The organism is Aminobacter sp. BE322, from assembly GCF_050433525.1.
Lineage (GTDB): Bacteria > Pseudomonadota > Alphaproteobacteria > Rhizobiales > Rhizobiaceae > Aminobacter.
In genome coordinates this window covers 60092-84771 of sequence record NZ_JBNPXB010000016.1, presented here as the reverse complement: position 1 = coordinate 84771, position 24680 = coordinate 60092, and the positions used below count along the sequence as shown (strand labels likewise).

The 24680-nt window shown below is 67.3% G+C and carries 20 protein-coding genes; 9 read left to right on the top strand and 11 right to left on the bottom strand.

All coding sequences use genetic code 11. From position 1 onward, the window contains the following. Positions 1 to 64: 64 nt before the first annotated feature. Positions 65 to 2434, bottom strand: coding sequence for an aldehyde dehydrogenase family protein (locus J2X50_RS19885; protein ID WP_429097629.1), 2370 nt, complete (start codon positions 2432 to 2434; stop codon positions 65 to 67). 240 nt (positions 2435 to 2674) lie between these two features. Further along, positions 2675 to 3721 (bottom strand): deoxyribose-phosphate aldolase, encoded by a 1047-nt coding sequence (gene deoC, locus J2X50_RS19880; protein WP_429097627.1) that lies wholly within the window; start codon positions 3719 to 3721, stop codon positions 2675 to 2677. A 247-nt stretch (positions 3722 to 3968) separates the two neighbouring features. Here deoC and J2X50_RS19875 point away from each other — a divergent pair, with 247 nt between their 5' ends. Both J2X50_RS19875 and J2X50_RS19870 read left to right on the top strand, forming a co-directional pair. Then, complete coding sequence (locus tag J2X50_RS19875) at positions 3969 to 4265, top strand: nucleotidyltransferase family protein (RefSeq protein ID WP_429097625.1); 297 nt, start codon at positions 3969 to 3971, stop codon at positions 4263 to 4265. Then, positions 4262 to 4639 (top strand): HepT-like ribonuclease domain-containing protein, encoded by a 378-nt coding sequence (locus J2X50_RS19870; protein ID WP_429097624.1) that lies wholly within the window; start codon positions 4262 to 4264, stop codon positions 4637 to 4639. Before J2X50_RS19875 ends, J2X50_RS19870 begins: the two co-directional genes overlap by 4 nt. Positions 4640 to 4651: 12 nt before the next feature. On the opposite strand, the gene J2X50_RS19865 is transcribed toward J2X50_RS19870, so the two are convergent. Next, positions 4652 to 5479 (bottom strand): ferredoxin--NADP reductase, encoded by an 828-nt coding sequence (locus J2X50_RS19865; RefSeq protein WP_429097622.1) that lies wholly within the window; start codon positions 5477 to 5479, stop codon positions 4652 to 4654. Positions 5480 to 5685: 206 nt separating this feature from the next. Here J2X50_RS19865 and J2X50_RS19860 point away from each other — a divergent pair, with 206 nt between their 5' ends. Together J2X50_RS19860 and J2X50_RS19855 are read left to right on the top strand one after the other, a co-directional pair. Continuing rightward, positions 5686 to 7758, top strand: coding sequence for a hydantoinase/oxoprolinase family protein (locus J2X50_RS19860; RefSeq protein WP_429097620.1), 2073 nt, complete (start codon positions 5686 to 5688; stop codon positions 7756 to 7758). Between the two features lie 271 nt (positions 7759 to 8029). Further along, positions 8030 to 9763, top strand: coding sequence for a hydantoinase B/oxoprolinase family protein (locus J2X50_RS19855; protein ID WP_429097618.1), 1734 nt, complete (start codon positions 8030 to 8032; stop codon positions 9761 to 9763). A 7-nt stretch (positions 9764 to 9770) separates the two neighbouring features. Here the strand turns inward: J2X50_RS19855 and gcvA are convergent, their stop codons facing one another. Continuing rightward, complete coding sequence (gene gcvA, locus J2X50_RS19850) at positions 9771 to 10733, bottom strand: transcriptional regulator GcvA (protein ID WP_429097616.1); 963 nt, start codon at positions 10731 to 10733, stop codon at positions 9771 to 9773. A gap of 204 nt (positions 10734 to 10937) precedes the next feature. Here gcvA and speB point away from each other — a divergent pair, with 204 nt between their 5' ends. From speB to J2X50_RS19825, 5 genes are all read left to right on the top strand, one after another. Then, positions 10938 to 11999 (top strand): agmatinase, encoded by a 1062-nt coding sequence (gene speB, locus J2X50_RS19845; protein WP_429097615.1) that lies wholly within the window; start codon positions 10938 to 10940, stop codon positions 11997 to 11999. Positions 12000 to 12192: 193 nt separating this feature from the next. Beyond that, positions 12193 to 13281, top strand: a complete 1089-nt coding sequence (locus J2X50_RS19840; RefSeq protein WP_429097613.1) for an ABC transporter substrate-binding protein — start codon at positions 12193 to 12195, stop codon at positions 13279 to 13281. A gap of 212 nt (positions 13282 to 13493) precedes the next feature. Continuing rightward, positions 13494 to 14531: an ABC transporter ATP-binding protein gene (locus J2X50_RS19835; protein ID WP_429097612.1), complete on the top strand. Its 1038-nt coding sequence runs from the start codon at positions 13494 to 13496 to the stop codon at positions 14529 to 14531. After that, positions 14528 to 15382 (top strand): ABC transporter permease, encoded by an 855-nt coding sequence (locus J2X50_RS19830; RefSeq protein WP_429097610.1) that lies wholly within the window; start codon positions 14528 to 14530, stop codon positions 15380 to 15382. The genes J2X50_RS19835 and J2X50_RS19830 overlap by 4 nt, the downstream gene beginning before the upstream one ends. After that, positions 15379 to 16179: an ABC transporter permease gene (locus J2X50_RS19825; RefSeq protein ID WP_429097608.1), complete on the top strand. Its 801-nt coding sequence runs from the start codon at positions 15379 to 15381 to the stop codon at positions 16177 to 16179. The genes J2X50_RS19830 and J2X50_RS19825 overlap by 4 nt, the downstream gene beginning before the upstream one ends. Positions 16180 to 16211: 32 nt before the next feature. Here the strand turns inward: J2X50_RS19825 and J2X50_RS19820 are convergent, their stop codons facing one another. From J2X50_RS19820 to J2X50_RS19790, 7 genes are all read right to left on the bottom strand, one after another. Then, positions 16212 to 17615, bottom strand: a complete 1404-nt coding sequence (locus J2X50_RS19820; protein ID WP_429097606.1) for an MATE family efflux transporter — start codon at positions 17613 to 17615, stop codon at positions 16212 to 16214. Between the two features lie 164 nt (positions 17616 to 17779). Continuing rightward, positions 17780 to 19351, bottom strand: a complete 1572-nt coding sequence (locus J2X50_RS19815; RefSeq protein ID WP_429097604.1) for an FGGY-family carbohydrate kinase — start codon at positions 19349 to 19351, stop codon at positions 17780 to 17782. A 157-nt stretch (positions 19352 to 19508) separates the two neighbouring features. Next, a complete protein-coding gene (locus tag J2X50_RS19810) occupies positions 19509 to 20987 on the bottom strand; it encodes a mannitol dehydrogenase family protein (protein WP_429097602.1) in 1479 nt (492 codons plus the stop codon). 181 nt (positions 20988 to 21168) lie between these two features. After that, positions 21169 to 21945 (bottom strand): L-iditol 2-dehydrogenase, encoded by a 777-nt coding sequence (locus J2X50_RS19805; RefSeq protein WP_429097600.1) that lies wholly within the window; start codon positions 21943 to 21945, stop codon positions 21169 to 21171. Continuing rightward, entirely contained in the window at positions 21942 to 22940 is a 999-nt protein-coding gene (locus J2X50_RS19800; protein ID WP_429097598.1) for an ABC transporter ATP-binding protein, read from the bottom strand. Before J2X50_RS19800 ends, J2X50_RS19805 begins: the two co-directional genes overlap by 4 nt. 21 nt (positions 22941 to 22961) lie before the next feature. Continuing rightward, entirely contained in the window at positions 22962 to 23786 is an 825-nt protein-coding gene (locus tag J2X50_RS19795) for a carbohydrate ABC transporter permease (RefSeq protein ID WP_429097597.1), read from the bottom strand. A gap of 10 nt (positions 23787 to 23796) precedes the next feature. After that, positions 23797 to 24669 carry a carbohydrate ABC transporter permease gene (locus J2X50_RS19790; RefSeq protein ID WP_429097596.1) on the bottom strand — a complete coding sequence of 291 codons (873 nt, stop codon included), beginning with the start codon at positions 24667 to 24669 and terminating at the stop codon, positions 23797 to 23799. Positions 24670 to 24680 lie beyond the last annotated feature (11 nt).

Sequence of the window (24680 nt, the reverse complement as noted above, 5' to 3'; positions counted from 1 at the left end):
TTACTGCCCTACTGCCTTACTGCCCTACTGCCCTACTGCCTTACTGCCTTACTGCCCTATTCCCTCAGTCCCCGTACGGGACCCAGACGTTCTTGACCTCTGTGGCGCGGCGGAGGAAGGCGTCGCCTTGGGCGGTCGGCCAGTCGAGGCTGCGGCCATGGCCGGTCCAGACGCGCTTGAGGTTGCCGATGGATTCCGCTTCCGCCCTGGCACAGATATCGGCCTCGGCGACGACCCAGAGGCCGTCGACGTCGTCGTGCTTGGCGAGCACGGCCGCAAGCTCCGCCGCATGGCCGGTGACGATGTTGATCGCGCCGGCCGGGACGTCGGAATATTCGATCACCTGGTAGAGGTCGGTGGCGACGAGCGGGGCGGTGGCCGAGGGCACCAGCACCACCGTGTTGCCCATGGCGAGCGCCGGGGCGACCAGCGAGACCAGCCCGAGCAGCGGCGCCTCGTCGGGGGCTATGATGCCGATGACGCCGACGGGTTCGTTGAGCGCCAAGGTCACCGTGCGCGCCGGCGGCTGGTGCACCCGGCCCTCGAACTTGTCGGCCATGCCGGCATACCAGAACAGCCGCTCGATCGAGGCTTCGACCTCGGCCTTGGCGGCCTTGTGGCTGGCACCGGTCAGTTCCGAGATGCGGGCGGCGAATTCTTCCGTGCGGCCGGAGAGGTTTTCCGCCAGGTAGTAAAGCACCTGGGCGCGGTTGTAGGCGGTCGCCTCCGGCCAGGCCTTGCAGGCGCGCGCCGCCGACACCGCGTCGCGGATGTCCTTGCGGCTGCCCAGGCCGACCTCGCCCGCGAGCTTGCCCTTCGGCGTCAGCACGGGAAGCGCGTAGTTGCCGTCGGGGCGCACCTGCTTGCCGCCGATGAACAGCTTTGCCGTGCGGTCGATGCCGTGGCTTTCGCCATTGTCGCGCGCGGCAGCCTTTGGCGCCGCCGCCGGCTTGATCACCGGGCCATGCGGTTCGGAGGGCGCCAGGTACTCTTCCAGCCCCTCGCGCCCGCCCTCGCGACCAAAACCACTCTCGCGATAGCCGCCGAAGCCGCAGGCGGCGTCGAACATGTTGGTGCCGTTGACCCAGACGACGCCGGCCTTGAGCTGCGGGGCGACATGCAGGGCGAGGTTGATGGTCTCACTCCACACCGAGGCGGCCAGCCCGTAGCGGGTGTTGTTGGCGAGTTCGACCGCCTCCTCGCTGGTGCGGAAGCTCATGGTGGCGAGCACCGGGCCGAACACCTCCTCCTGGGCGAGGATGTTGGCGGGCGCCACGCCCGTCGCCAGCGTCGGCAGATGATAGTAGCCGGTCTCAGGCACCTCCTGGTCGGTCTGCCAGCAGACGGCCCCCTGTCTTGCGCCCTCCTCGACCAGCCGCCTGACCCGGTCGAGCTGGGTCCTGTCGACCAGCGGGCCGATGTCGGTGTTCTTGTCGAGCGGCGGACCGACACGCAGCCGGCCCATGCGCGTCTTGACCTTGGCGATGAAGGCCTCAGCGACGCTTTCCTGCACCAGGAGCCGCGAGCCGGCGCAGCAGACCTGGCCCTGGTTGAACCAGATGCCGTCGACAAGCCCCTCGACCGCGCTGTCGAGATCGGCGTCCTCGAAGACGATGAAGGCCGACTTGCCGCCGAGTTCCAAGGACAGCTTCTTGCCCGAGCCCGCCGTCGCCTTGCGGATGATCTTGCCGACCTCGGACGAGCCGGTGAAGGCGATCTTGTCGATGCCGGGATGGTTGACGATGGCAGCCCCTGCCTCGGGTCCGCCCTGGACGATGTTGACCACGCCCCTGGGCACGCCGGCGCGCTCGCAGATCTCGGCGAAGAGAATGGCCGTCAGCGGTGTGAACTCGGCCGGCTTCAGCACCACCGTGCAGCCGGTGGCGAGGGCGGGCGCGATCTTCCAGGCCAGCATCAACAGCGGAAAGTTCCACGGGATGATCTGGCCGACGACACCGGCGGCCTTGCGGCCGGGGAATTCCTTGTCGAGCGACTGGGCCCAGCCGGCATGGTGGATGAAGTGGCGGATCGCCAGGGGCACGTCGATGTCGCGGCTTTCGCGGATCGGCTTGCCGTTGTCGAGGGATTCCAGCACCGCAAACAGGCGCTGGTGGCGCTGCATGGCGCGGCCGATGGCATAGAGCACCCTGGCGCGCTCGTAGCCCGAGGCAGCGCTCCACTTGGGCAGCGCCTTGCGCGCGGCGGCCACCGCCGCCTCGATGTCGGCGGCACCCGCCTCGGAGACTTTTGCCAGGACCTTGCCAGTGGAAGGGTCGGCGGTGTCGAAGCTCCCGCCGTCGAAGCCGGCGCGCCAGTCGCCGGCGATGAACAGCGACCTGGAGAAGTCGCGGGCCGCCAGCCAGGCATCGGCTTCGCTGCGGGCCTCGGGTGCGGGGGCGTAGTCCATGGCGTGGTATCGTTCGAGGATGTTCATCGGGCTGTTCCCAGCAATTCGTTGCGAGGTCGGCGATCCTTCGCACCCCCCTCTGGCCTGCCGGCCATCTCCCCCACAAGGGGGGAGATCAGCCCGCGCTGACGTCGCCGCCAATCGCCGAGGTTGGAGGAAAGGCGTGGGGGACGAAGCTGCCGATCTCCCCCCTTGTGGGGGAGATGGCCGGCAGGCCAGAGGGGGGTGCGAAGAAGCTCCACGGCCATTGCTTTCGCGCCCATCGCCTCACGCCATGGCGTGGCGGTGGTTGGCCGAGTAGCGGCCGCTGACGTGGTGTTCGAGCTGGCGCTCGATGTCGGTCAATAGGCTCGACGCGCCGAAGCGGAACAGCTCGGGTTCGAGCCAGGGCCGGCCGAGCTCCTCCTTCATCAGGATAAGCCAGTCGAGCGATGCTTTCGCCGTCGAGATGCCGCCGGCCGGCTTGAAGCCGATGAGATGGCCGGTCTGCTCGTGATAGGCGCGGATGGCCCTGACCATGGCGAGGCCGACCGGCAGCGTCGCGTTGACGCTTTCCTTGCCGGTCGAGGTCTTGATGAAATCGGCGCCCGCCATCATCGCCACCATCGAGGCGAGCGTGACGTTGCGAAGGGTCGCGAGGTCGCCGGTGCCCAGGATGACCTTCAGATGCGCCTCGCCGCAGGCGGCGCGCATCTGCCTGATCTCGTCGTAGAGCTCCTGCCACTTCGCCCCGAACACCAGCCCGCGCGGAATGACGACGTCGATCTCGTCGGCGCCGTCGGCGACCGACGCCTCGATCTCGGCCAGCCGGGTCGAAAGCGGCGCCAGGCCGTGCGGAAAAGCCGTCGAGACGGCCGCGACATGGATGCCCGAGCCCTTCACCGCCTCGACGGCGGTGGCGACGAACGGATGGTAGACGCAGACCGCCGCCGGCCGGATCAGCGTGTCGCCCAGCCCCAGCGCCTCGGCCAGGTCGCGCCGCAGCGGGTTCAGCGCCTTGGCGCAGAGCCGGCGCACGCGCTCGTCGGTGTCGTTGGAATTGAGCGTCGTCAGGTCCATCAAGGAGATCGACCGCAACAGCCACGCCGCCTGGTTGTCGGCCTTGATCGAGCGCCGCTTGGTCAGCGTCGCCACCCGGCGCTCCAGCGCCGAGCGGTTGACGCTGCGCATCGATTCCAAAAACCCCAGATCCAGCGCCATCCCCGGATTGCGCACGATCCCGTGGCCCTCAACCGCATTCGCCGCCAGACGCGACGCCAACGGCGTGACGATGGCTGTAGATTGGGTCTCGGCTTCGCGCAGCTTGCCGCTCATCTGACTGCCTTTCCTCCGGACGCCCTGCCACCAGCGTGAGACTGTGGTCGGCGTAACATCTCAGGCACCGCCTGCAGCGGCACGACAAAGAATAGCCCGTGGCGCCAGGCACCACGAGTCCCCGAGGGCGGAAGATAGACGAAAATTCGGAAACGCGCAGCGCTATTTTGACCGGATGGTCAAGATCGGTTTGAGGCTTGATTCGGCATAACTGGAAGTCGCAACCTAACGAGAGTAAATTGCAGGCATGACGAAAGACGAACTCATAGCGAGGCTGCTTACCCTAAGACCTGCGCTGGAAGCGGAAGGTGTGCGCCACGTTGCTTTGTTCGGCTCACGTGCTCGCGGCGACCATGCCGACGACAGTGATGTCGACATACTGCTCGATGTCGCACCTTCCGCGCGGTTTTCGCTGCTCAATCTCGTTGGAGTGGAACAAATCGTCCTGGACGGCACCGGAATTCAGGCGAATGCAGTCATGCGGCGTGGGCTCGACGACGATTTCCGCGACACGATCCGCAAAGACTTGGTCGAAGTCTTTTGAGTCTCGCGGAGAACCGAGTTCTGCGCCGGCTTCGCGACATCGCTGACGCCATCGCGCAGATTGAGGTCATGCTGGACGGCAAGACCTACGATGATTTTCGTTCCGACCGGATTTTGAGGGCCGCCTACGAGCGGTTCATCGAGATCATCAGTGAGGCGTCGCGCCATATCCCTGCGGAATTGCAGGCCAAGGCACCGGAAGTTCCCTGGGCACGCGTGCGCGCCATCGGCAATCCGCTGAGGCACGCCTATCACGAGATCGACGGCGAGACTCTCTGGAACATCTATAGCAGTGGGGAACTCGCTATCCTCGGCAAGGCGGTCCGACAGCTCATTGAAATCGCCGGTCGTGGTGACGAGAACGATCGGCGATAAGGCCGGCCCAAATCACCCGACGAAGGCGCGTTCGACGACGAAGCTGCCCGGTTCGTTGAGCGAGCCTTCGACGAAGCCGAGGCTTTCGGCCAGTTCCTTGACGTCCTTGAGCATGTGCATCGAGCCGCAGATCATGATGCGGTCGGTTTCGGGGTCGAGCTTCTCGATGCCGAGATCGGTGTAGAACTTGCCCGACGAGATCAGCGCCGTGATGCGGCCCATGCACTCGGACTGTTCGCGCGTGGTCGAGTTGTACAGCGTGACGCGGCCCTGGGTCAGTTCGCCGATAAGCGGGTCGTTCTCGAGATCGGCCACCAGTTCGCGGCCGTAGTTGAGTTCGGCCACGTCGCGGCAGGTGTGGGTGAGGTAGACGTGCTCGTAGCGCTCGTAGGTGTCGGGGTCGCGCAGCAGGCTGGCGAAGGGGGCGATGCCGGTGCCCGTCGAGATCATGAACAGCCGCTTGCCAGGGGTCAGCGCGTCGAGCACCAGCGTGCCGGTGGCCTTCTGGCGGATCAGGATGGTGTCGCCCGGCTGGATCTTCTGCAGCTCCGAGGTCAGCGGACCGTCCGGCACCTTGATCGAGAAGAACTCGAGCTCGTCGTCCCAGGAGGGGCTGGCGACCGAATAGGCGCGGTAGACCGGCTTCTCGGCGTTCGGCAGGCCGATCATGACGAACTCGCCGGAGCGGAAGCGCAGCGTCTGCGGGCGGGTGACGCGGAAGGCGAACAGGCGGTCGGTATAGTGCTTCACCGATACCACGGTCTCGGCGTAGACATTCGCCGGGATGGGGAACTGAAGCGGCTTGGCTTCGGCCGTGTTCAGCGCAGCTTGGGTGTTCATCGATCAACCTCTCGCCAGCGGGCGGCAATCATGCTCGTCGGCGCGGCGGCGATTTTCATCCGGCGCGCTGCGGAAATGCGGGCAAATAGTGGGGCCTTGTCGAGGATATTAATTAGTATACAAATGATATGAACGTCAAGGTTTTGGCTTAAAACGCCTTTCCAAACTGGCACATGAACGTAGTCCGCGCGTTTCGGGTTTAGTCCATGGTCGAGAAAATTCCCGCTAAGGCGGGAGACGTGGTGGCGGGCATCGACGTCGGCGGGACGTTCACCGACCTGCTGCTCCTCGACGGCACCGACGGCGGCTCGGTCCGCATAGCAAAAACCCCCACCACCGTCGACAACCAGGCGCATGGCGTGATCGCGGCGCTCGACCAGGCCGGTTTCCCGATCGCCGGCATAGACCTCATCGTCCATGGCACCACCACCACCACCAACGCGGTTCTGGAGCGACGGCTCGCCCGCACCGGCATGATCACCACGCGCGGCTTCCGCGACGTGATCGAGCTCGGCCGCCGGACGCGGCCGCAGGCCTATGGCATGACCGGCACCTTCGTGCCCGTGATCCCGCGCGACCTCAGGCTGGAGGTCGGCGAACGCATCGAGGCCTCGGGCCGGGTGCGCGAGCCGCTCGACGAGGAGGGGATGCGCGCTGCGGTGCGGCTGCTGCTCGATGCCGGCTGCGAGGCGCTCGTCATCCATTTCCTGCATTCCTACGCCAATCCGGCGCATGAGCGCCGCGCCGCCGAGATCGCCGCCGAGACCTGGCCCAACGGCCACATCACCACCGGCCATTCGCTGCTCTCGGAGGCGCGCGAGTTCGAGCGCGGCGTCACCGCCTCGGTCAACGCCGCCGTGCAGCCGATCCTCGAACGCTACGTGGCGCGGCTGAGGCAGGAGCTCGGCGCGCGCGGCTACGGCCGCGAATTCCTGGTCATGAACGGCAATGGCGGCATGATCTCGGCGCGCTTCGTCACCGCCGAGTCGGCCAAGACGGTGATGTCCGGCCCGGCCTCGGGCGTCATCGCCGCCGCCTATACCGGCCGCCGCGCCGGCTACGACAACCTCGTCACCTACGACATGGGCGGCACCTCCACCGACGTGGCGCTGATCCGCAACGCCGAGCCCGCCGTTTCCAACGAGATCGAGATCGAATACGCGATGCCGATCCATGTGCCGATGGTGGCCGTGCACACGGTCGGCGCCGGCGGCGGCTCCATCGCCCGCGTCGACGCCTCGGGGCTGATCCAGGTCGGGCCGGAAAGTGCCGGCGCCAATCCCGGGCCGATCTGCTACGGCCGCGGCGGCACCGAACCCACCATCACCGACGCCAATCTGGTGCTCGGCCGGCTCGACCCGGCAACACTGCTTTCGGTCGAGAACCCCGTCACCGTCGAGGCCGTGCGCGCGGTGTTCGAAGAGAAGATCGGACGTGCCACCGGCCTCGACGGTGTCGCCGCGGCCGGTGCGGTGCTGAGGCTCGGCAACATCAAGATGGCGGGCGCGATCCGCATGGTGTCGGTGTCGCGCGGCCACGACCCGCGCGACTTCACGCTGTTCGCCTTCGGCGGCGCCGGCCCGCTGCACGCTTCCGCGCTCGCCCGCGAACTCGGCCTGCCGCGGGTGCTGGTGCCGGCGCGGCCGGGCATCACCAATGCGCTCGGCTGCGTTGTGGCCGACATGCGCCACGACTTCGTCAACACGGTCAACCAGCCTGTCGCGGCGCTCGACGAGGCGCGCATGCGCGCCGTGCTCGCCCGGCACAGGGCGGAAGGCGAGGCGCTGATCGCCAAGGAGGCGATCCGCCCGGCGCGCATCCGCGTCAGCCATTCCGCCGACATGCAATTTCTCGGCCAGACCCATCTCATCAACGTGCCGCTGCCGTCGGCCGAGATCAGCCGCACCATGCTGCAGGAGCTGTTCGAGAAGGCCTATTTCGCCCGCTTCAAGGTCGAGCTGCCCGAGATCCGCGCCAATCTCGTCAACCTCAATACCTCCGTCACCGGCGTGCGGCCGGCAATCGACCTTTCCAGGCTGATCGATCCGGCCGGGCGGGCAGGGGAACTCGCAGGTGCCTTGCGCGAGGTGAGGCCGGTCTGGTTCGACGGCACCTGGCACGACACGCCGGTCTATGCGCGCGAAAGGCTGCCGCTGGCGGCCGTGCTCGACGGGCCTGCCATCCTCGAACAGATGGACGCGACCACGGTGCTCGAGCCGGGTGACCGGGCGAAGTCGGACAAGGATGGGAACATTGTCGTCGAGGTGGGCTCGTCATGAGCGGCTTTCCGCGACCGGCTGAAGGTACCCCCACCCCTAACCCCTCCCCACAAGGGGGAGGGGAACGCCTTCGCCGCCGCTTCCTCTGGCCTTCGACGTTTAGGTGCAGTGACGGTACGGCAAAGTCCCCCTCCCCCTTGTGGGGAGGGGCTAGGGGTGGGGGTACCGGGACGGTAGAGCCTCCGCGAGCCTCTCCAGCCGGTCGCGTGGCGGCGCTGGGCCGGAGTACCCAAACCGGGGGTGGACCTCCCCTCCTCAGTCGGCCGGCCCCATGACCCTCGACGCCATCACCCTTTCCGTCATCCAGGCCGCGCTGCAGCAGACCTGCGACGAGATGGATTTGACCTTCTCGCGCGCAGCCTTCTCGCCGGTCATCGCCGAGGCCAACGACCGCTCCGACGGCATCTATTCCGCCGTCGACGGCGCGCTGATCGCGCAGGGCTCGGAAGGCCTGCCGGTGTTCGTCGGCGTCATGCAGCACTCGACCAAGACCATCATCGAGATGATCGCGGACGGCCGCGTGTTGCCGCCCGAGCCGGGCGACATCTACATCGTCAACGACCCCTATCTCGGCGGCACGCATCTGATGGACGTGCGTTTCGCCATGCCGGTGTGGCGGGACGGAAGGATCTTCTGCTGGCTGTCCAACACCGGCCATTGGCCCGACATCGGCGGCGCGGTGCCCGGCGGGTTCTCCGCCTCGGCGACGGCGGTCGAGCAGGAGGGGCTTCGGCTGCCGCCCGTAAAACTGTTCAAGAAGGGGGTGATGGACCCCGAGATATTCGCCATCATCTGTTCCAACATCCGCGTCGCCGACCAACGCATCGGCGATATCCGCGCCCAGGCCGCCGCCCTCCATGTCGGGCAGCAAAGACTGTTGCAGATCCTGGATCGTTACGGCGACGAAACCGTGGTTGCGGCGATCGCCGAGCTGCGCCGCCGCGCCGCCGAGCAGATGCGCGCCCATATCGCCGCGCTGCCCGAGGGCAGCTGGCGGTCGAAGGCCTATGTCGATTCCGACGGGGTGGTCGACGCGCCGCTGACCATCGCGCTCACCGTCGAGAAGCAGGGCGACACGCTGGTCTTCGACTTCGCCGGCTCGTCGAAACCCTGCGCCGGGCCGATGAACAGCGTGCTGGCGACGACGCTGTCGGCGGTCTACCTCGCCATGCGCCACATCTTCCCCGACGTGCCGATCAGTGCCGGGGCCTTCGAGCCGCTGATGGTCAGGCGACCTGAAGGCACGTTCCTCGACGCGAAATATCCACGCCCCGTCTCGGGCTGTGCGGCGGAAGTGTCGCAGCGCATCGCCGAGGCGGTGTTCGCGGCGATGGTCCAGGCAGCACCCGACAAGGTGACGGCAGCACCTGCCGGCTCGAGCGGCAATTTCGCGCTCGGCGGCCACGATCCGGCGCGCGGCCGCGACTACGTCATGTACCAGATCTCCGGCGGCGGCTATGGCGGCAATGCCGGCCATGACGGGCTGTCCAACGGCTGCTCGACCATCGGCATCTCCAAGTCGCCGCCGGTCGAGATCATGGAGCAGGCCTATCCGGTGCTCTACCGCCGATACGCCCTGCGCGAAGGCTCGGGTGGCGCCGGCCGCCGGCGCGGCGGCTTCGGCCTCGCCTACGAGATCGAGCTGCTGCGCGGCGAGGCCCGCGCCTCCTTCGTCATGGACCACGGCCGCTTCGGGCCGCAGGGCGCGCTCGGCGGCGCCGACGGCATGGTCAATTCGGTGACGGTGTTCCGCGACGGCGAGCCGCATGTGCCGCCGCATCTGTCGAAGGAGCAGGACATCCCGCTCCGGGCCGGCGACCGCGTCTTGGTCGGCACGCCCGGCGGCGGCGGCTATGGCGACCCGTTCAAGCGCGATCCCGAGCTGGTGCTGCGTGACGTGACGCTGGGCTACTACACCCCGGCCCAGGCGGCCGATATGTTCGGCGTGGCGATCGGCGACGGCAGCGTGGACGTCGCGGCGACCGAGCGGCTGCGGCGAGGCTGAGCGCGGCTCATCCGGCCGCCGTCGCCCTGGTTCCCCGGCGCTTGCGGATGCTGATCTGGCCGGTCACGGCCTGGTCGGGCCGTGCCGAAAGCTCCTCGCGCTGGGCGAACAGCCAGTCGATGAAGACCTGGACGATCGGCGCCGAGCGCACTTCGTTGCGGCAGACGACATAGAAGGCGTCGACTGCCGGCACCGACAGGTTGAAGGGCGTGACGAGCTGGCCCTTGGCGAGCATCGCCGAGGCGGTGACGCTGTCGCCGAGCGCCACGCCGTGGCCGTGGATCGCCGCCTCCGTGGCCAGCCGCGCGTCGGCCATGCGGTGCCGCTGCAGCGGCTTGACGTCGAGCGCGTCGGCCGCCGACAGCCAGGTCTGCCACTCGTGGCCGTCGTCGCCATGCAATTGCACGTGGTCGGCGAGGTCGCGCACGCTGCGGATCGGCCGGTTGTTGATGAGCGTCGGGCTGACCACGGGAAACAGTTCGATGCCCGACCACTTCTTCAGCCAGCAATCGGTCCAGCTGCCGTCGCCATAGAGCAGGCAGATGTCGACGTCGCCGTCGTGGATGTCGCGCGGATCGTTGGAGGCGTTGAAGGTCAGGCTGATGCCCGGATATTGCCCCATGAAGCTGCCGACCCGCGGGATGAGCCAGAGCGACAGCAGCGCCGGCACGCAGCTGATGGCGAGCTTGCCCGAGCTCGTCGGCCGCGTCATCCGCTCGGTGGCGGCGGCGATGCTCTCGAAGGCGCCGGATACCGCGGGCAAGAGTTCCGCGCCCTGCGGCGTCAGCTTGAGCCGGGCACCGGCGCGTTCCAGCAGCTTGACCTTCAGCGTCGCCTCGAGCGCGCGGATCTGGTGGCTGACCGCGCCGTGGGTGACGTTGAGCTCGCCGGCGGCCTTGGTCAGCGAGCCGTGGCGGGCCGTCGCCTCGAAGGCGCGCAGCGGGTTGAGCGGGGGCAGGCGCCTGGACATCGGGGGCTCCGGCGGATTGTCTTCTTGTGAGAATTCCTCACAGCCGGGAGCTTAACAATATCAATTGCCATTTCAACGGCACTGCCTGAAACTTGCGTCAAAACAACCATAAGCACACGGGGAACATTCAGCTGATCGGGCGCCGAACCGGGGCGGCCGACGAAACCGTTTCCCGATTGCTGCAGCTGAGCGCAGGAGGCGATCATGGGTTTCGACGTCAAAAAACTCGACGAGTTGCGCAAGAAATATGGCGAGGGCCATGGCGGCGATCTGTTCGATCCGAAGTTCCGCCGCGTCGCCGACAAGATCTTCACCAAGAGCGGCACGCGCCTCGCACCCTATTCCGGCATCCCGACCTTCCTGACCGCGCCCTATTTGCCGGTCGACAACGACAATCCCGACTTCGGCGACCTGCAGGTGGCGATGATCGGCATGCCGATGGATCTCGGCGTCACCAACCGCCCGGGCTCGCGCTTCGGCCCGCGCGCCCTGCGCGCCATCGAGCGCATCGGCCCCTACAACCACGTGCTCGAATGCGCTCCCGTGCAGGAGCTGCGCGTTGCTGACATCGGCGACGTGCCGTTCCGCAGCCGCTACCGCCTCGAGCTCAGCCATGAGGACATCGAGCGCCGCGTCGGTCAGGTCGTCGACGCCGGTGTGGTGCCGCTCTCGGTCGGCGGCGACCACTCGATCACCCACCCGATCCTCAAGGCCGTCGGCAAGAAGCGCCCCGTCGGCATGATCCACATCGACGCCCATTGCGACACCGGCGGCGCCTACGACCTCACCAAGTTCCATCACGGCGGGCCGTTCCGCAACGCCGTGCTCGACGGTGTGCTCGACCCGACCCGCGTCATCCAGATCGGCATCCGCGGCTCGGCCGAATATCTCTGGGAGTTCTCCTACGAGTCTGGCATGACCGTCATCCATGCCGAGGAGATCACCGGCATGGGCATTCCGGCGGTCATCGAGAAGGCGAAGAAGATCGTCGGCGACGGCCCGACCTACCTGTCCTTCGACGTCGACAGCCTCGACCCGGCATTCGCGCCCGGCACCGGCACGCCGGAGGTCGGCGGGCTCACCACGCGCGAGGTGCTGGAGATCATCCGCGGACTGAAGGGGCTCAACTTCGTCGGCGGCGACGTCGTCGAGGTGGCGCCACAATACGATTCGACCACCAACACCGCGCACGCCGGCGCCCAGGTCCTGTTCGAGATCCTGAGCCTGATGGTGTTCAGCCCCTTCGTTACCGGCAAGCGGGCGTGAGGTGATCGTCGCCAACCGGCCACCGCACGATTGCGATGGCCAAATGCCCTTGAGCGGTGCTTTGATGGGAGCCGACTTGAGTGTTGCGATTTCTGGAGGCCGAAACAGCCGCAGACACTGACCGCTGTACTTACCTCACGAAAATCAAAGGGAACAACCGGCACAAAGCCGGCAACAAATGAGGAGAACGAAGATGTCCAAGATACTCGATAGCCGGATGAGCCGCCGTGCCGTGCTGGGCGCAGGCGTCGCATCGGCCAGCCTGCTCGCCATGCCCTCGATCCTGAGGGCGCAGGAGAAGTCGATCAAGATCGGCGTCTATGGCGGCTACTTCAAGAAGTCCTTCGACGAGCACATCTTCCCCGAATTCACCAAGGCGACCGGCATCGCCGTCGAATCCGTCGCCGAGCCGACCGGCGAAGCCTGGCTGGTGCAGCTCGAGCAGGCCGCCAAGGCCGGGCAGGCGCCGGCCGACCTGTCGATGATGTCGCAGACCTCGCTGCTCAAGGGCCAGTCGACCGAACTCTGGGCGCCGCTCGACCTCGCCAAGATCAAGAACAGCGCCAACCTCATCGAGCACTTCGTCAACAAGTATCCGGACGGCCGTGTTGCCGGCATCGGGGCGGTGGCCTGGTACATCACGCTGGTCACCAACACCAACGTCTACCCGACCGCGCCTGACTCGTGGGCGGCCTTCTGGGACCCGGCCAACGCCGACAAGCTGGGGCTGCTGGCGCTCGCCTCGAACTCGTTCCTGCTCGAAGTGACGGCCAAGACCTTCATGGGCGGCACCAACGCGCTGGACACCGAGGAAGGCATCGAGAAGGCCTTCGCCAAGCTCGCCGAGGTCAAGCCCAACGTCAGGCTATGGTATCGCGACGAGGCGCAGTTCGAACAGGCGCTGAAGTCGGGCGAGATCCCGATGGGCCAGTATTATCACGACGTCACCGGCCTCGCGGCCGCCGACGGCCAGCCGGTGCGCTCGACCTTCCCGAAGGAAGGCGGGATCCAGGATTCCGGCTCCTGGGTGCTGTCGAAGGCCTCGAAGAAGACCGAGGAGGCGCATGCCTTCATCGACCACATGTGCCAGCCCGCCGTGCAGGCGCTGATGTCGCGCAAGGTCGGCACCTCGCCCACCGTCAAGCGCGAGCTGCTCGATCTCAAGCCGGAGGAGTTCGCCGCCGTGTCGTCGGACATTGCGCCGATCATCCCGCGCTACGACCTCTACACCACCAAGGCCGACTGGATTAACCAGAAGTGGACCGAGCTGATCGTCGGCTGATCAGGATTACCCTCCCCCTTGTGGGGAGGGTGGCCCGCAGGGCCGGGTGGGGGTACTCACGAAACTCGGAGTTCGCAGACCCCCACCCCGTCGCTTCGCGCCGACCCTCCCCACAAGGGGGAGGGTAGCACCGGCGCCCAGCCGTCCATCTCATCGCGAGTGCGGCAATTCTATTTCTTCCCTTAGGGGACACAATCAGGCGAGGGTCTCCCATGTCCGGACTCGAGATCAAGGACATCACCAAGTCATTCGGCAACTTCACCGCTGTCGACAACGCCAACCTGTCGGTGCCGCATGGCAAGTTCGTCTGCCTGCTCGGCCCGTCCGGCTGCGGCAAGACCACGCTGCTGCGCATGATCGCCGGCCTCGAGGATCCGTCCGGCGGCGCGATCCTGCTCGACGGGGAGGACATCACGCCGGTGCCGACCCACAAGCGCAACCTCGGCATGGTGTTCCAGTCGCTGGCGCTGTTTCCGCATCTTACGGTCGGCGACAACATCGCCTATCCGCTGCGCATCCGCGGCGCCTCGCGCGAGGAGCAGAAGAAGCGGGCCGGCGACCTGCTCAAGCTCATCCATCTGTCCGGCTACGAGGACCGGCCGGTGTCGAAGCTCTCCGGCGGCCAGCGCCAGCGCGTCGCCATCGCCCGTGCGCTGGCGCTGTCGCCGCGCCTGTTCCTGCTCGACGAGCCGCTCTCGGCGCTCGACGCCAAGCTGCGCGAGGCGATGCAGGTGGAGCTGCGCCAGCTGCAGCAGCGGCTCGGCATCACCACTTTCGTCGTCACCCACGACCAGCGCGAGGCGATGACCATGGCCGACCTCGTCGTGGTCATGGGCAACGGCAAGATCCTGCAGGCGGCACCCCCCATCGAGATCTACCGCAGGCCGGCCGATGCCTTCGTCGCCGACTTCATCGGCATGACCAACCTGCTCGACGCCACCACCGACGGCGCCGGGCGCGTCTCGGTGCTCGGCCAGGCGATCCCCGGCCTCGGCATGCCGGGCGGCACGACCAAGGCCACGCTGTCGATCCGCCCCGAGGACGTCCATCTCGGCCCCGCCGGCGGCAATGCCATCACCGGCACGGTGACCTTCGTGCGCGACCTGGGCGGCACCATCGAGACCTTCGTCGAAGCGGGCGGCAAGAGCATCATCGCGGTCGCCACGCCGCGGGAGCGCCCCGACGTCGCTGCCGGCCAAGAGGTCGGCGTGACGCTTCCGGCCGAAGCCTGCGTGGTGCTCAAGTCATGAAACGCGAGGCGCCGAAATCGCTGGCCGACTACAGCCCGCTGTTCTTCCCGGGGCTGATGCTCGTCGTCTTCTTCGTCATCCCGTTTTCGACGATGATTGCGGTGAGCTTCTTCCAGCGCGATCCGTCGGGCTTCTACACGCCCGACTTCGTGTTCTCGAACTACGCCCGCTTCCTCTCCGCCTTCTTCGGCAAGGTGCTCGGCTTCTCGCTGATGCTCGCGGTCATGGTGGCGATCGTCTGCGTGGCCATCGCCTTCCCCTTCACCTTCCTGCTCACCAAGCGGCCGCGCAAGGTCCAGACCGTGTGGCTGGTGTGCCTGCTATCGGTGCTGTCGCTTTCGGAAGTCATCATCGGCTTTGCCTGGTCGACGCTGTTCTCGCGCACCGCAGGCATCACCAACCTGTTCGTCGCCATCGGCCTGATGAAGGAGCCGGTGGCGCTGTTGCCGAGTTTTTGGGCGGTGCTCACCGGCATGGTCTACCAGGCGCTGCCCTACACCATCCTGGTGCTCTATCCCGCGCTGGTGCGCCTCGACCCGACGCTGACGGAAGCCGCCCGCACCCTTGGCGCCTCGCCGGTGAAGGCCTTCTTCAACGTCGTCGTGCCGGCGCTGCGCAACACCATCGTCGCAACCCTGATCATGGTCTTCGTCTTCGCGCTCGGCTCGTATCTGTTGCCGCAGATCCTCGGCCGGCCGTCGCACTGGACGCTTTCGGTGCTCATCACCGACCAGGCCATCTACCAGTCCAACATGCCTTTCGCCGCGGCGATGGCGGTGTTCCTGGTGCTGATGTCGCTGGCGCTGGTGGGGCTGACCCTGCTTGTCGGACGCAAGGAGAACGCGCTGTGAAAGAGGCTTTCCTTCGCCGGCTCTATTTCGTCGCCGTCGCCCTGTTCCTCGCGGCACCGCTGGTCGTCGTGGCCGGCGTCTCGGTCAACGAGAAGCAGGATCTCGCCTTCCCGCCGAAGGGCTTCTCGCTCGCCTGGTACGGCCAGATCTTCCTCGACGCGGAATGGCGGGCGGCCCTTTTCGCCTCCGTCACCCTCGCGGTCACGGCGGCCGCACTCGCGGTCGCCATCGCGCTGCCGCTGGCCTGGTTCCTGTGGCGGCGCATCGCGCCTTGGGCCAACGTCTTCCAGGTGCTCGGCCTGGCGCCCTTCATCCTGCCGCCGGTCATCACCGCGCTCGGCATGCTGACCTTCTGGGCGACGACCGGCTTCTACGGCCAGCCGTGGACGGCCGTCATCAGCCACGCGATCTTCTTCGTCACCCTGCCGCTGGTGACCCTGTCGCTCGGCTTCGCCTCGATCGACCGCTCGCTGGTCGAGGCCGCCGCGACCATGGGCGCCGACGAGCGCACGGTGCTGAAGACCGTCGTCTTGCCGCTGATCCGGCCCTATCTCGTCTCCGGCTATGCCTTTGCCTTCGTGCTGTCGCTCAACGAATACATCGTCGCCTACATGACGGTCGGCTTCACCATCGAGACGCTGCCGATCAAGATCTTCAACGCCCTGCGCTACGGCTACACGCCGACCATGGCCTCGGTGTCGGTGTTCTTCGTGGCGGTGGCGGCGCTCGTCTTCGGCCTGATCGCCAGGTTCGGCGACATCCGGCGGCTGCTGGGCGCGATGTCTTCCGAGACCTGAAACGAAGCGGCCGCGGGCCCGCGGCCTCGTCGTCAGATCACCGGCTTGTCCATCAGGCCGAGCTTCTCGCGCCTGAGCCAGCGCCACAGCAGGAGCAGCGCAACGGCGGCGAGGCCTGAGAACAGGCCGATCCAGATGCCGCGTCCCTCGAAGCCGAAGCGGAAGGCGAGCAGCACGCCGAACGGCAGGCCGATGCCCCAGTAGCCGATGGCCGCCAGGATCATCGGCACGGTCGTGTCCTGCAGCCCGCGCAGCATGCCCGACGCCACCGCCTGGGCGCCGTCGGCGACCTGGAACAGCGCGGCGAAGACCAGGAAGGTGACCGCCAGCGAAATCACTTCCGCATTGGCCTGGTCGTCGATGTCGATGAAGGCGCCGATCAGCACGCGCGGCCAGAACACCATCACCAGGGCCATCAGCGCCATGAAGGCGACGCCGAGCGCATAGGCGGTCCAGCCGGCGCGGGTGATGCCCTCGTGGTCCTTGGCGCCATAGGCCAGCCCGACGCGCACGGTGACCGCCTGTCCCAGGCCCATCGGGATCATGAAGGTAACCGAGCAGATCTGGATGGCGATGGCATGGGCGGCGAGCGAGGCCGAATTGATCAACCCCATCAGGAAGGCGGCGGCGTTGAAGATCGTCACCTCGAAGGCGAGGATGCCAGAGATCGGCGCGCCGAGCTTGAGCAGGGCCTTGAAGCGCGGCCAGTCGGCCCGCCAGAAGCGGCCGAACAGGTGGTAGCGGCGGAACTTCTTCTCCAGCGAGACCACGGCGACCATGCCGAAGAACATCAACGCGCTGGCAATGCTGGTGGCGAGGCCCGAGCCGGCGATGCCCATCTGCGGGAAACCCCACTTGCCGAACACCAGGAGCCAGTTGCCCACGGCGTTGACCACCACCGCCACGGCCATGATGACCAGCGCCCAGCCGGGACGCTCCAGCGCCGAGATGAAGGAGCGCAGCACGATGTAGCCGTAGAAGGGCAGCACCGCCCATTGCAGGTGGCGGACATAGATGCCGGCCTGCTCGGCGAGCTTCGGCTCCTGGCCCATGGCGAGCAGGATGGCCTCGGCGTTCCACAACAGGATCCAGATCGGGATGACCACGATGACGGCGAGCCAGAGGCCCTGGCGCACGGTGCGGCGCACGTCGCGCACCGAATGGCGCATGCGCCCGAGCTCGGCCGCCATCATCGGCGAGGTCGCATACATCAGGCCGAGGCCGAAGATCAGCGGCGCGAAATAGAGGTTCGAGCCGAGCGCGCCGGCAGCCAGCGAGTCCGGTCCGAGCCGGCCGATCATCATCACGTCGGTGGCCGTCATCGCCGTCTGCGCCAGGTTGGTCAGCACCATCGGCCAGGCAAGCGCCAGCATCGCGCGGAGCTCGCCACGCCAAGGAGTAGCCGGTGATTGCGCGCCGGTTTCGATCACAGACATCTTTCCGTCTTTCGGTGCGATACCGCGAATCCGAGCGCCGATATCGTGGGTTCTGGCCGCAAACTCCGCCGATTTGCCGCAGCCGTCCGGGTATTTGAATCAAAGCGCCCCAAGTGGCAAGCCGTCACAGCCGCCAAGGATTGTACCAGACCGGGCCGCAGGCTTCAGCCGATGGCGTCGAGCGCCTGCCGCTGGCGGTGCATCTCGAGGAACACCCGGTAGTCGCGGTCGAAGCGCGGCCGTGCCGCTTCGTTGGGCCGCCGCGCCCGGCCTTCCTGGCGCATTCCCGCGCAGGCCGCCTCGAGGCCGGGGTAGAGCCCGGCCGCGGCCGCCGCCGCCATCGCCGTGCCGAGCAGCACGGCGTCGCTGCCCATCGGTTCGACGACGGTGCAGCCGGTGGCGTCGGCATAGAGCTCCATCAACAGCGGGTTTCTGGTGTGGCCGCCGGTGACATGCAGCGTGTCGATGCCGTAGCCGTTGGCATTCAGCGCGTCGAGCACGTGGCGGATGCCGAGCGCGATCGCCACCGCCGTGCGCCAGTAGAGCCGGCACAGGCTGTCGAAGGAGGCGTCCAGCGTCAGCCCGCTGATCACGCCGAGCGCATGCGGATCGGCCAGCGGCGAGCGGTTGCCGTGGAAGTCGGGCAGCACGTGCAGCCGTCCGGCGAGGTCGAGGCCTTCGGCGGCGCGCAGCTGCATGATGCGATCGGTGATCCTGCGATGCATCGCAGCGTCTGGCTCCCCGCCGGCGCCGTGCCAGCGGATGATGTGGTCGAGCAGCGCGCCGGTGGCCGACTGGCCGCCTTCGCTCAGCCAGAGATCGGGCAGGGCGGCACCGTAGTACGGCCCCCACACGCCGGCGAAGGCGCGCGGCTCGGCCGACATCGCCATCAGGCAGCTCGACGTGCCGGCGATCAGCGCCAGGTGCCGCTCTATCCCCGGCCGGCCGCCGATCACGCCCAGCGCGCCGGCAAAGGCGTCGATCAGCCCGGCGCCGACCCTGCAATTGGTTGTCAGCCCCAGCGCCGCGGCGGCTTCGCGCGACAGCGGGCCGAGGTCCGAGCCGACCGGGCTGGCGCGGGCGGGCAGGGCGGCATGGTCGAAGATGTCGGCGAGGCCGACGGCTGTGAAGAAGTCGTGACGCCAGCCCTCGCGCTCATGCGCGAGATAGGTCCACTTGGCCGTCAGCGTGCATTGCGAGCGGGCGAGCGAGCCGCTGGCCTTGTGGGTGAGGAAGTCGGCGAGGTCGAACAGCTTGCCGGTGCGGGCCCAGCTTCTCGGCAGGTTGCGCTTCACCCACATCAGCTTCGGCGTCGCCATTTCAGGCGACATCACGCCGCCGACATAGTTCAGCACCTCGTGCCGGGTCCCGGTGCATTCGTCCGCCTCGGCGAGCGCCCGGTGGTCGAGCCAGACGATGGTGTCCCAGCGGTCGTCGCCGTCGCTCGACACCGAAACCTGCTCGCCGTCCTTGCCCCTGAACACGGTCGAGCAGGTGGCGTCGAACGAGATGCCGGCGACGTCGCCTGGCGCGATGCCGGCCGCGTCGCGTGCGGCGCGCACGGCCGCGCATGCGGCGGCCCAGATGTCCTCGGAATCGTGCTCGGCATGGCTCTCGGCCGAGCGGTTCATGGCGATCGGCCGTTCGGCCCGCCCCATGAGCTTGCCTTCGCGGTCGAAGATGCCGGCGCGCGCGCTTCCCGTTCCCACGTCGACGGCGCAGAGATGCTCAGCCATCAGGACGACTTCGCCCCCGTGGCGAGGCCGCGCCCGGCAAGGGTGGCAGGGCCGCGCTCGGCGGCCTGCAGGTTCGCTGTCGATCGGGGCGCCGCAATTGAGACCATGGCGCGCAGTCTATATGGGCGCCAGGGGCAATTCCAGCGCCCGCCCCCGCTCAGAGCGCGCCGTCCAGGTAGCGGGTCAGCGTTTCCCTGGTGCCGACGCTCCAGAGCGTGCGCAGGCCGTGCGCGAAGGCTGCGGCGAAGATCGGCGAGCGTCCGACCTCGCCGTAGATGTCCTCCATGCCGAGCCATGCCTGCGGGTCGTCCTTCGCGGCTTTGGCGGTTGCCTGCATCCGCTCCCAGTTGGGGTCGTTCGGCTCGATCGCGGCGCCGGAATCGGTGGTCCCGAAGCAGTAGCGGCACCACAGCGCCGATTCGAGCGCCAGGCCGTCGATGCCGGCGCCGGCCTTCAGCCGGTCGGCGATGGTCGGGATGATGAATTTCGGCTGGCGGTTCGAGCCGTCGAGGCAGAGCCGCCGCACCGTGTCGCCGATCTTGGGGTTGGCGAAGCGCCGCTCGATGAGCTTGCAGTAGTCCTCCAGCACCACGCCCGGCACCGGCGGCACGGTCGGCATGATCTCGGTGCGTTCCAGCTTGGCCAGGAAGGCGCTCACCAGCGGGTGCTGCATCGCCTCGTGGACGAAGTGGATGTCCATCAGCCCGGCGGGATAGGCGATCGTCGCATGCCCTCCGTTGAGGATCCTGATCTTCATCAGCTCGAAGGGGGCAACGTCGTCGACGAACTGCGCGCCGACCTTTTCCAGCGCCGGCCGGCCGTCGGGGAAACGGTCTTCCAGCACCCATTGCTTGAACGGCTCGCAGAACACCGGCCAGGCGTCGTCGACGCCGAACTGCTCGGCCAGGATCGCGCGCTCGCGGTCGGTAGTGGCCGGCGTGATGCGGTCGACCATGCTGTTGGGGAAGGCGACATGTTCCCTGACCCAGTCGGCGAGGCGCTCGTCGACCAGCCGCGCCAGGCCGATCACGGCGTCGGCAGTGACGCGGCCGTTGTGGGGGATGTTGTCGCAGGACATGACGGTGAACGGCACCGTGCCCTCGTCGCGGCGGCGCATCAGGCCCGCCAGGATCAGCCCGAACACGGTCCTGGGGGCGGCGATGTCGGCGGCGTCGGCGACGATCTGCGGGTGCGTCGGGTTGAACACCCCAGAGGCCGGGTCGATGAAATAGCCGCCCTCGGTGATGGTGAGCGACACGATGCGGATCGCGGGATCGGCGAGCCGGTCGATCACGGCCGCCGTGTCGCCCGGTCGGATGAAGTCGATCATCGCGCCGGTGACGCGCGCGCTCATGTGGCCGCTGTCCTGCTCGACCACCGTCGTCAGCCAGTCCTGCCCGGCGAGTTTCTGGCGGCCCGCCTCCTCGGCCGGGAAGACGCCCGCGCCGACGATCGCCCAGTCGTGGTCGAGACCGGCGCCGAACAGCTGGTCGAGATAGACCGCCTGGTGCGAGCGGTGAAAATTGCCGACGCCGAAATGCAGGATTCCGGCCCTGAGCGCGGCCCGGTCGTAGGCGGGGCGGGCGACGCCGGCGGGCAGGTTTGGCAGGTTCGCCTGGGAGAGTTTCATGGTCATGGTTCGACGCTTCCCTTTTGCTGTGCGAGCGCTGGCCTCTCCGACTCCCTTCGCCCCGTTTACGGGGAGAAGGTGGCCCGAAGGGCCGGATGAGGGGCGGCGCAGCCCCTTGGAACTCAGTTCTGCCCCTCACCTGCCTGCCGGCATCCTCTCCCCGTGAACGGGGAGAGGACCGCTGTCTTCAGCTCATCCACTGGCCGCCATCGACGTTGTAGGTCTGGGCGACGATGTATTCGGCCTCGTCGCTGGCGAGGAAGACGGCCATGCCGGTGAGGTCCTCGGCCCGCCCCATGCGGCCGTAGGGCACGGCCTCGCCGACGATCCGCTTCTTCTCGCCGAGCGGCCGGTCCTCGTATTTGGCGAACAGCGCGTCGACATGGTCCCAGTGCTCGCCGTCGACCACGCCGGGCGCGATGGCGTTGACGTTGATGCGGTGCTTGATGAGGTCGAGCCCGGCCGATTGGGTGAGCGAGATGACGGCGGCCTTGGTGGCGCAGTAGACGGCGACCAGCGCCTCGCCGCGCCGGCCGGCCTGGCTCGCCATGTTGATGATCCTGCCGCCCTGGCCGCGCGCGATCATCGCCTTCGCCGCCGCCTGCAGCGTGAACAGCGTGCCGGCGACATTGACCGCAAACAGCCTGTCGTAGCTCGCCTTGCCGATCTCGACGATCGGCGCGAGGTCGAACAGCGCCGCGTTGTTGACGAGGATGTCGAGCCCGCCGGTCCTGGCCTCGACGGTCCGCACCGCGGCCTCGATGGAATCGAGGTCGGTGACGTCGAGCCTGACGGCGTAGGCGCCGGGGCCGATCTCGCCGGCCGTGCGCTCGGCCGCTTCCAGGTTGATGTCGCCGATGGCAGCCGTCGCGCCCTCGCGCACATAGGCCTCGGCGAAGGCCCGGCCGATGCCGCGCGCCGCACCCGTGATCAGCGCCGACCTGCCTGCGAGCCTGCCGGTCAAAGCGCCCTCCCGTCGGCCCCGAAGCGGTGCAGCTTGGTCGGGTCGGGCGAGAGGTAGACCGTGTCGCCATGCTTGACCCCGACCTCGCCGCTGGCCCGCACGTTGAGGGTGCCGAGGCCGTTGGTGTGGACATGCAGGAAGGTGTCGGCGCCGAGATGTTCGGCGACGCCGACGGTGCCCTGCCAGTCGCCGGCCGTGGTCGAGATGTTGATGTGCTCGGGTCGCACGCCGATGGTGGCAGCCCCCTGCTTGGCGGCGGTCGCGCCCTCGATGAAGTTCATCTTCGGCGAGCCGATGAAGCCGGCGACGAAGAGGTTGCGCGGCGAGCGGTAGAGCTCCAGCGGCGAGCCGACCTGCTCGATGTTGCCGGCGTTCAGCACCACGATCTTGTCGGCCATGGTCATCGCCTCGACCTGGTCGTGGGTGACGTAGATCATCGTCGTCTTGAGCTGGTGGTGCAGTTCGCTGATCTCAAGCCGCATCGTGCCGCGCAGCGCGGCGTCGAGGTTGCTGAGCGGCTCGTCGAACAGGAAGGCCGAGGGCTGGCGCACGATGGCGCGGCCGATGGCGACGCGCTGGCGCTGGCCGCCCGACAGCTGGCCGGGCCGCCGGTCGAGATAGTTGGTGAGGTTGAGCACGCGGGCGGCGTCGTTGACCTTGCGGTCGATCGCCGCCTTGTCCTCGCCCGCCATCTTGAGCGGGAAGGCGATGTTGTTGCGCACCGTCATGTGCGGGTAGAGCGCGTAGGACTGGAACACCATGGCGAGCTTGCGCTTGGCCGGCGCCTCGGCGGTGACGTCGCGGCCGTCGATGCGGATGCTGCCGGCGGAGGTGTCCTCGAGCCCGGCGATCAGGCGCAGCAGCGTGGACTTGCCGCAGCCGGAGGGGCCGACGAAGACGACGAACTCGCCGTCCTCGATCTCCAGGTCGATCTTGGGGATGATCGTCGTCGTTCCGAACGACTTCGACACCTTGTCGAGAACTATGTTGCCCATCGTTTCCTCCCGGGGACTTTTCTATTTGACGGCGCCGAAGGTCAGGCCGCGGACGAGCTGGCGCTGCGAGAACCAGCCCATGATGAGGATCGGCGCGATCGCCAGCGTCGACGCCGCCGAAAGCTTCGCCCAGAACAGCCCCTGCGGGCTCGAGAACGAGGCGATGAAGGCGGTCAGCGGTGCTGCGTTCGCCGCCGAGAGCCGGATCGACCAGAACGCCTCGTTCCAGGCCAGGATGATGTTGAGCAAGAGGGTCGAGGCGATGCCCGGCACCGCCATCGGGGTCAGCACGTAGACGATCTCGTTGAACAGCGTGGCGCCGTCCATCCGCGCCGCTTCCAGGATCTCGCCGGGGATCTCGCGGAAATAGGTGTAGAGCATCCAGATGACGATCGGCAGGTTGATCAGCGTCAGGATGATCGTCAGGCCGAGCCGCGTGTCGAGCAGGCCGGTGTCGCGGAACAAGAGGTACATCGGCACCAGCACGCCGACCGCCGGCATCATCTTGGTCGACAGCATCCACATCAGCACGTCCTTGGTGCGCTTGGTCGGCGAGAACGCCATCGACCATGCCGACGGGATGGCGATGAGCAGCGCGATCAGCGTCGAGCCGACCGAGATCACCACCGAATTCATGAACGGCTTGAAGTAGTCGCGCTGCGACTGCACCTCGACGTAGTTCTCGAACGTTCCGGACGGCACCAGGCTGATGCCGGCGATGGCCTCGGACTCTGTCTTGAAGCTGGTGAGCACGGTGTAGAGGATCGGGAAGAAGATCACGAAGGCGACCGCCCACGCCGCGATGGTGAAGCCGATCTTGCGCCTGGTGGAGATTGCGCGTGCCATGATGCTCCTCCTACTTGTCGAGGTTCTTGCCGACGGCGCGCATCAGGAAGATGGCGACGATGTTGGCGAGGATGACGGCGATCACACCGCCCGCGGATGCCCCGCCCACGTCGTAGCCCAGCAGCGCCGTGCGGTAGATCAGGAAGGCGAGGTTGGTCGAGGCGTAGCCCGGGCCGCCATTGGTGGTGACCAGGATCTCCGCATAGACCCCGAGCAGGAAGATGGTCTGGATCAGGATGACGACGGTGATGGCGCGGGCCAGGTGCGGCAGCGTCAGGTACCAGAAGCGGTTGGCGAAGTTGGCGCCGTCCATCTCGGCCGCCTCCTTCTGCTCCTCGTCGAGCGACTGCAGCGCAGTGAGCAGGATCAGCGTCGCGAACGGCAGCCATTGCCAGGCGACGATGATGACGATCGACAGCAGCGGATATTGCGCGAACCAGTCGACCGGCCTCAGCCCGAAGAACTTGTTGATGTCGGCCAGCACCCCGTAGCCCGGGTGCATGATCATGTTCTTCCAGACGAGAGCCGCCACCGGCGGCATGACGAAGAAGGGCGAGATCACCAGGATGCGGACGATGCCCTGGCCGAACATCGGCTGGTCGAGCAGCATCGCCAGCGCGGTGCCGCCGACGACGGTGATGATGAGCACGCCGCCGACGATGACGAGCGTGTTCCAGATCGACTGGAAGAACGCCGGGTCGGTGTAGAAGAACTTGTAGTTGAACAGGCCGGCGAAGCTGACATTGGCTGGATTGAGCAGGTTGTAGTTCTGGAAGGAGAACCACAGCGTCATCACCAGCGGCACGATCATCCACACGAACAGCAGGATGACCGACGGCGCCATCATCAGGCGTGCCAGCGTCCGGGTTTGTCGAGTAGCCATGGGAGCACCCC

Coding starts and splice junctions, on each gene's coding strand:
- J2X50_RS19830 (WP_429097610.1), top strand. CDS start 14,528: ATGAAACGCGAGGCGCCGAAATCGCTGGCCGACTACAGCCCGCTGTTC.
- J2X50_RS19790 (WP_429097596.1), bottom strand. CDS start 24,669: ATGGCTACTCGACAAACCCGGACGCTGGCACGCCTGATGATGGCGCCG.
- deoC (WP_429097627.1), bottom strand. CDS start 3,721: ATGAGCGGCAAGCTGCGCGAAGCCGAGACCCAATCTACAGCCATCGTC.
- J2X50_RS19875 (WP_429097625.1), top strand. CDS start 3,969: ATGACGAAAGACGAACTCATAGCGAGGCTGCTTACCCTAAGACCTGCG.
- gcvA (WP_429097616.1), bottom strand. CDS start 10,733: ATGTCCAGGCGCCTGCCCCCGCTCAACCCGCTGCGCGCCTTCGAGGCG.
- J2X50_RS19835 (WP_429097612.1), top strand. CDS start 13,494: ATGTCCGGACTCGAGATCAAGGACATCACCAAGTCATTCGGCAACTTC.
- J2X50_RS19810 (WP_429097602.1), bottom strand. CDS start 20,987: ATGACCATGAAACTCTCCCAGGCGAACCTGCCAAACCTGCCCGCCGGC.
- J2X50_RS19820 (WP_429097606.1), bottom strand. CDS start 17,615: ATGTCTGTGATCGAAACCGGCGCGCAATCACCGGCTACTCCTTGGCGT.
- J2X50_RS19795 (WP_429097597.1), bottom strand. CDS start 23,786: ATGGCACGCGCAATCTCCACCAGGCGCAAGATCGGCTTCACCATCGCG.
- J2X50_RS19860 (WP_429097620.1), top strand. CDS start 5,686: ATGGTCGAGAAAATTCCCGCTAAGGCGGGAGACGTGGTGGCGGGCATC.
- J2X50_RS19840 (WP_429097613.1), top strand. CDS start 12,193: ATGTCCAAGATACTCGATAGCCGGATGAGCCGCCGTGCCGTGCTGGGC.
- J2X50_RS19815 (WP_429097604.1), bottom strand. CDS start 19,351: ATGGCTGAGCATCTCTGCGCCGTCGACGTGGGAACGGGAAGCGCGCGC.
- J2X50_RS19865 (WP_429097622.1), bottom strand. CDS start 5,479: ATGAACACCCAAGCTGCGCTGAACACGGCCGAAGCCAAGCCGCTTCAG.
- J2X50_RS19885 (WP_429097629.1), bottom strand. CDS start 2,434: ATGAACATCCTCGAACGATACCACGCCATGGACTACGCCCCCGCACCC.
- speB (WP_429097615.1), top strand. CDS start 10,938: ATGGGTTTCGACGTCAAAAAACTCGACGAGTTGCGCAAGAAATATGGC.
- J2X50_RS19855 (WP_429097618.1), top strand. CDS start 8,030: ATGACCCTCGACGCCATCACCCTTTCCGTCATCCAGGCCGCGCTGCAG.
- J2X50_RS19800 (WP_429097598.1), bottom strand. CDS start 22,940: ATGGGCAACATAGTTCTCGACAAGGTGTCGAAGTCGTTCGGAACGACG.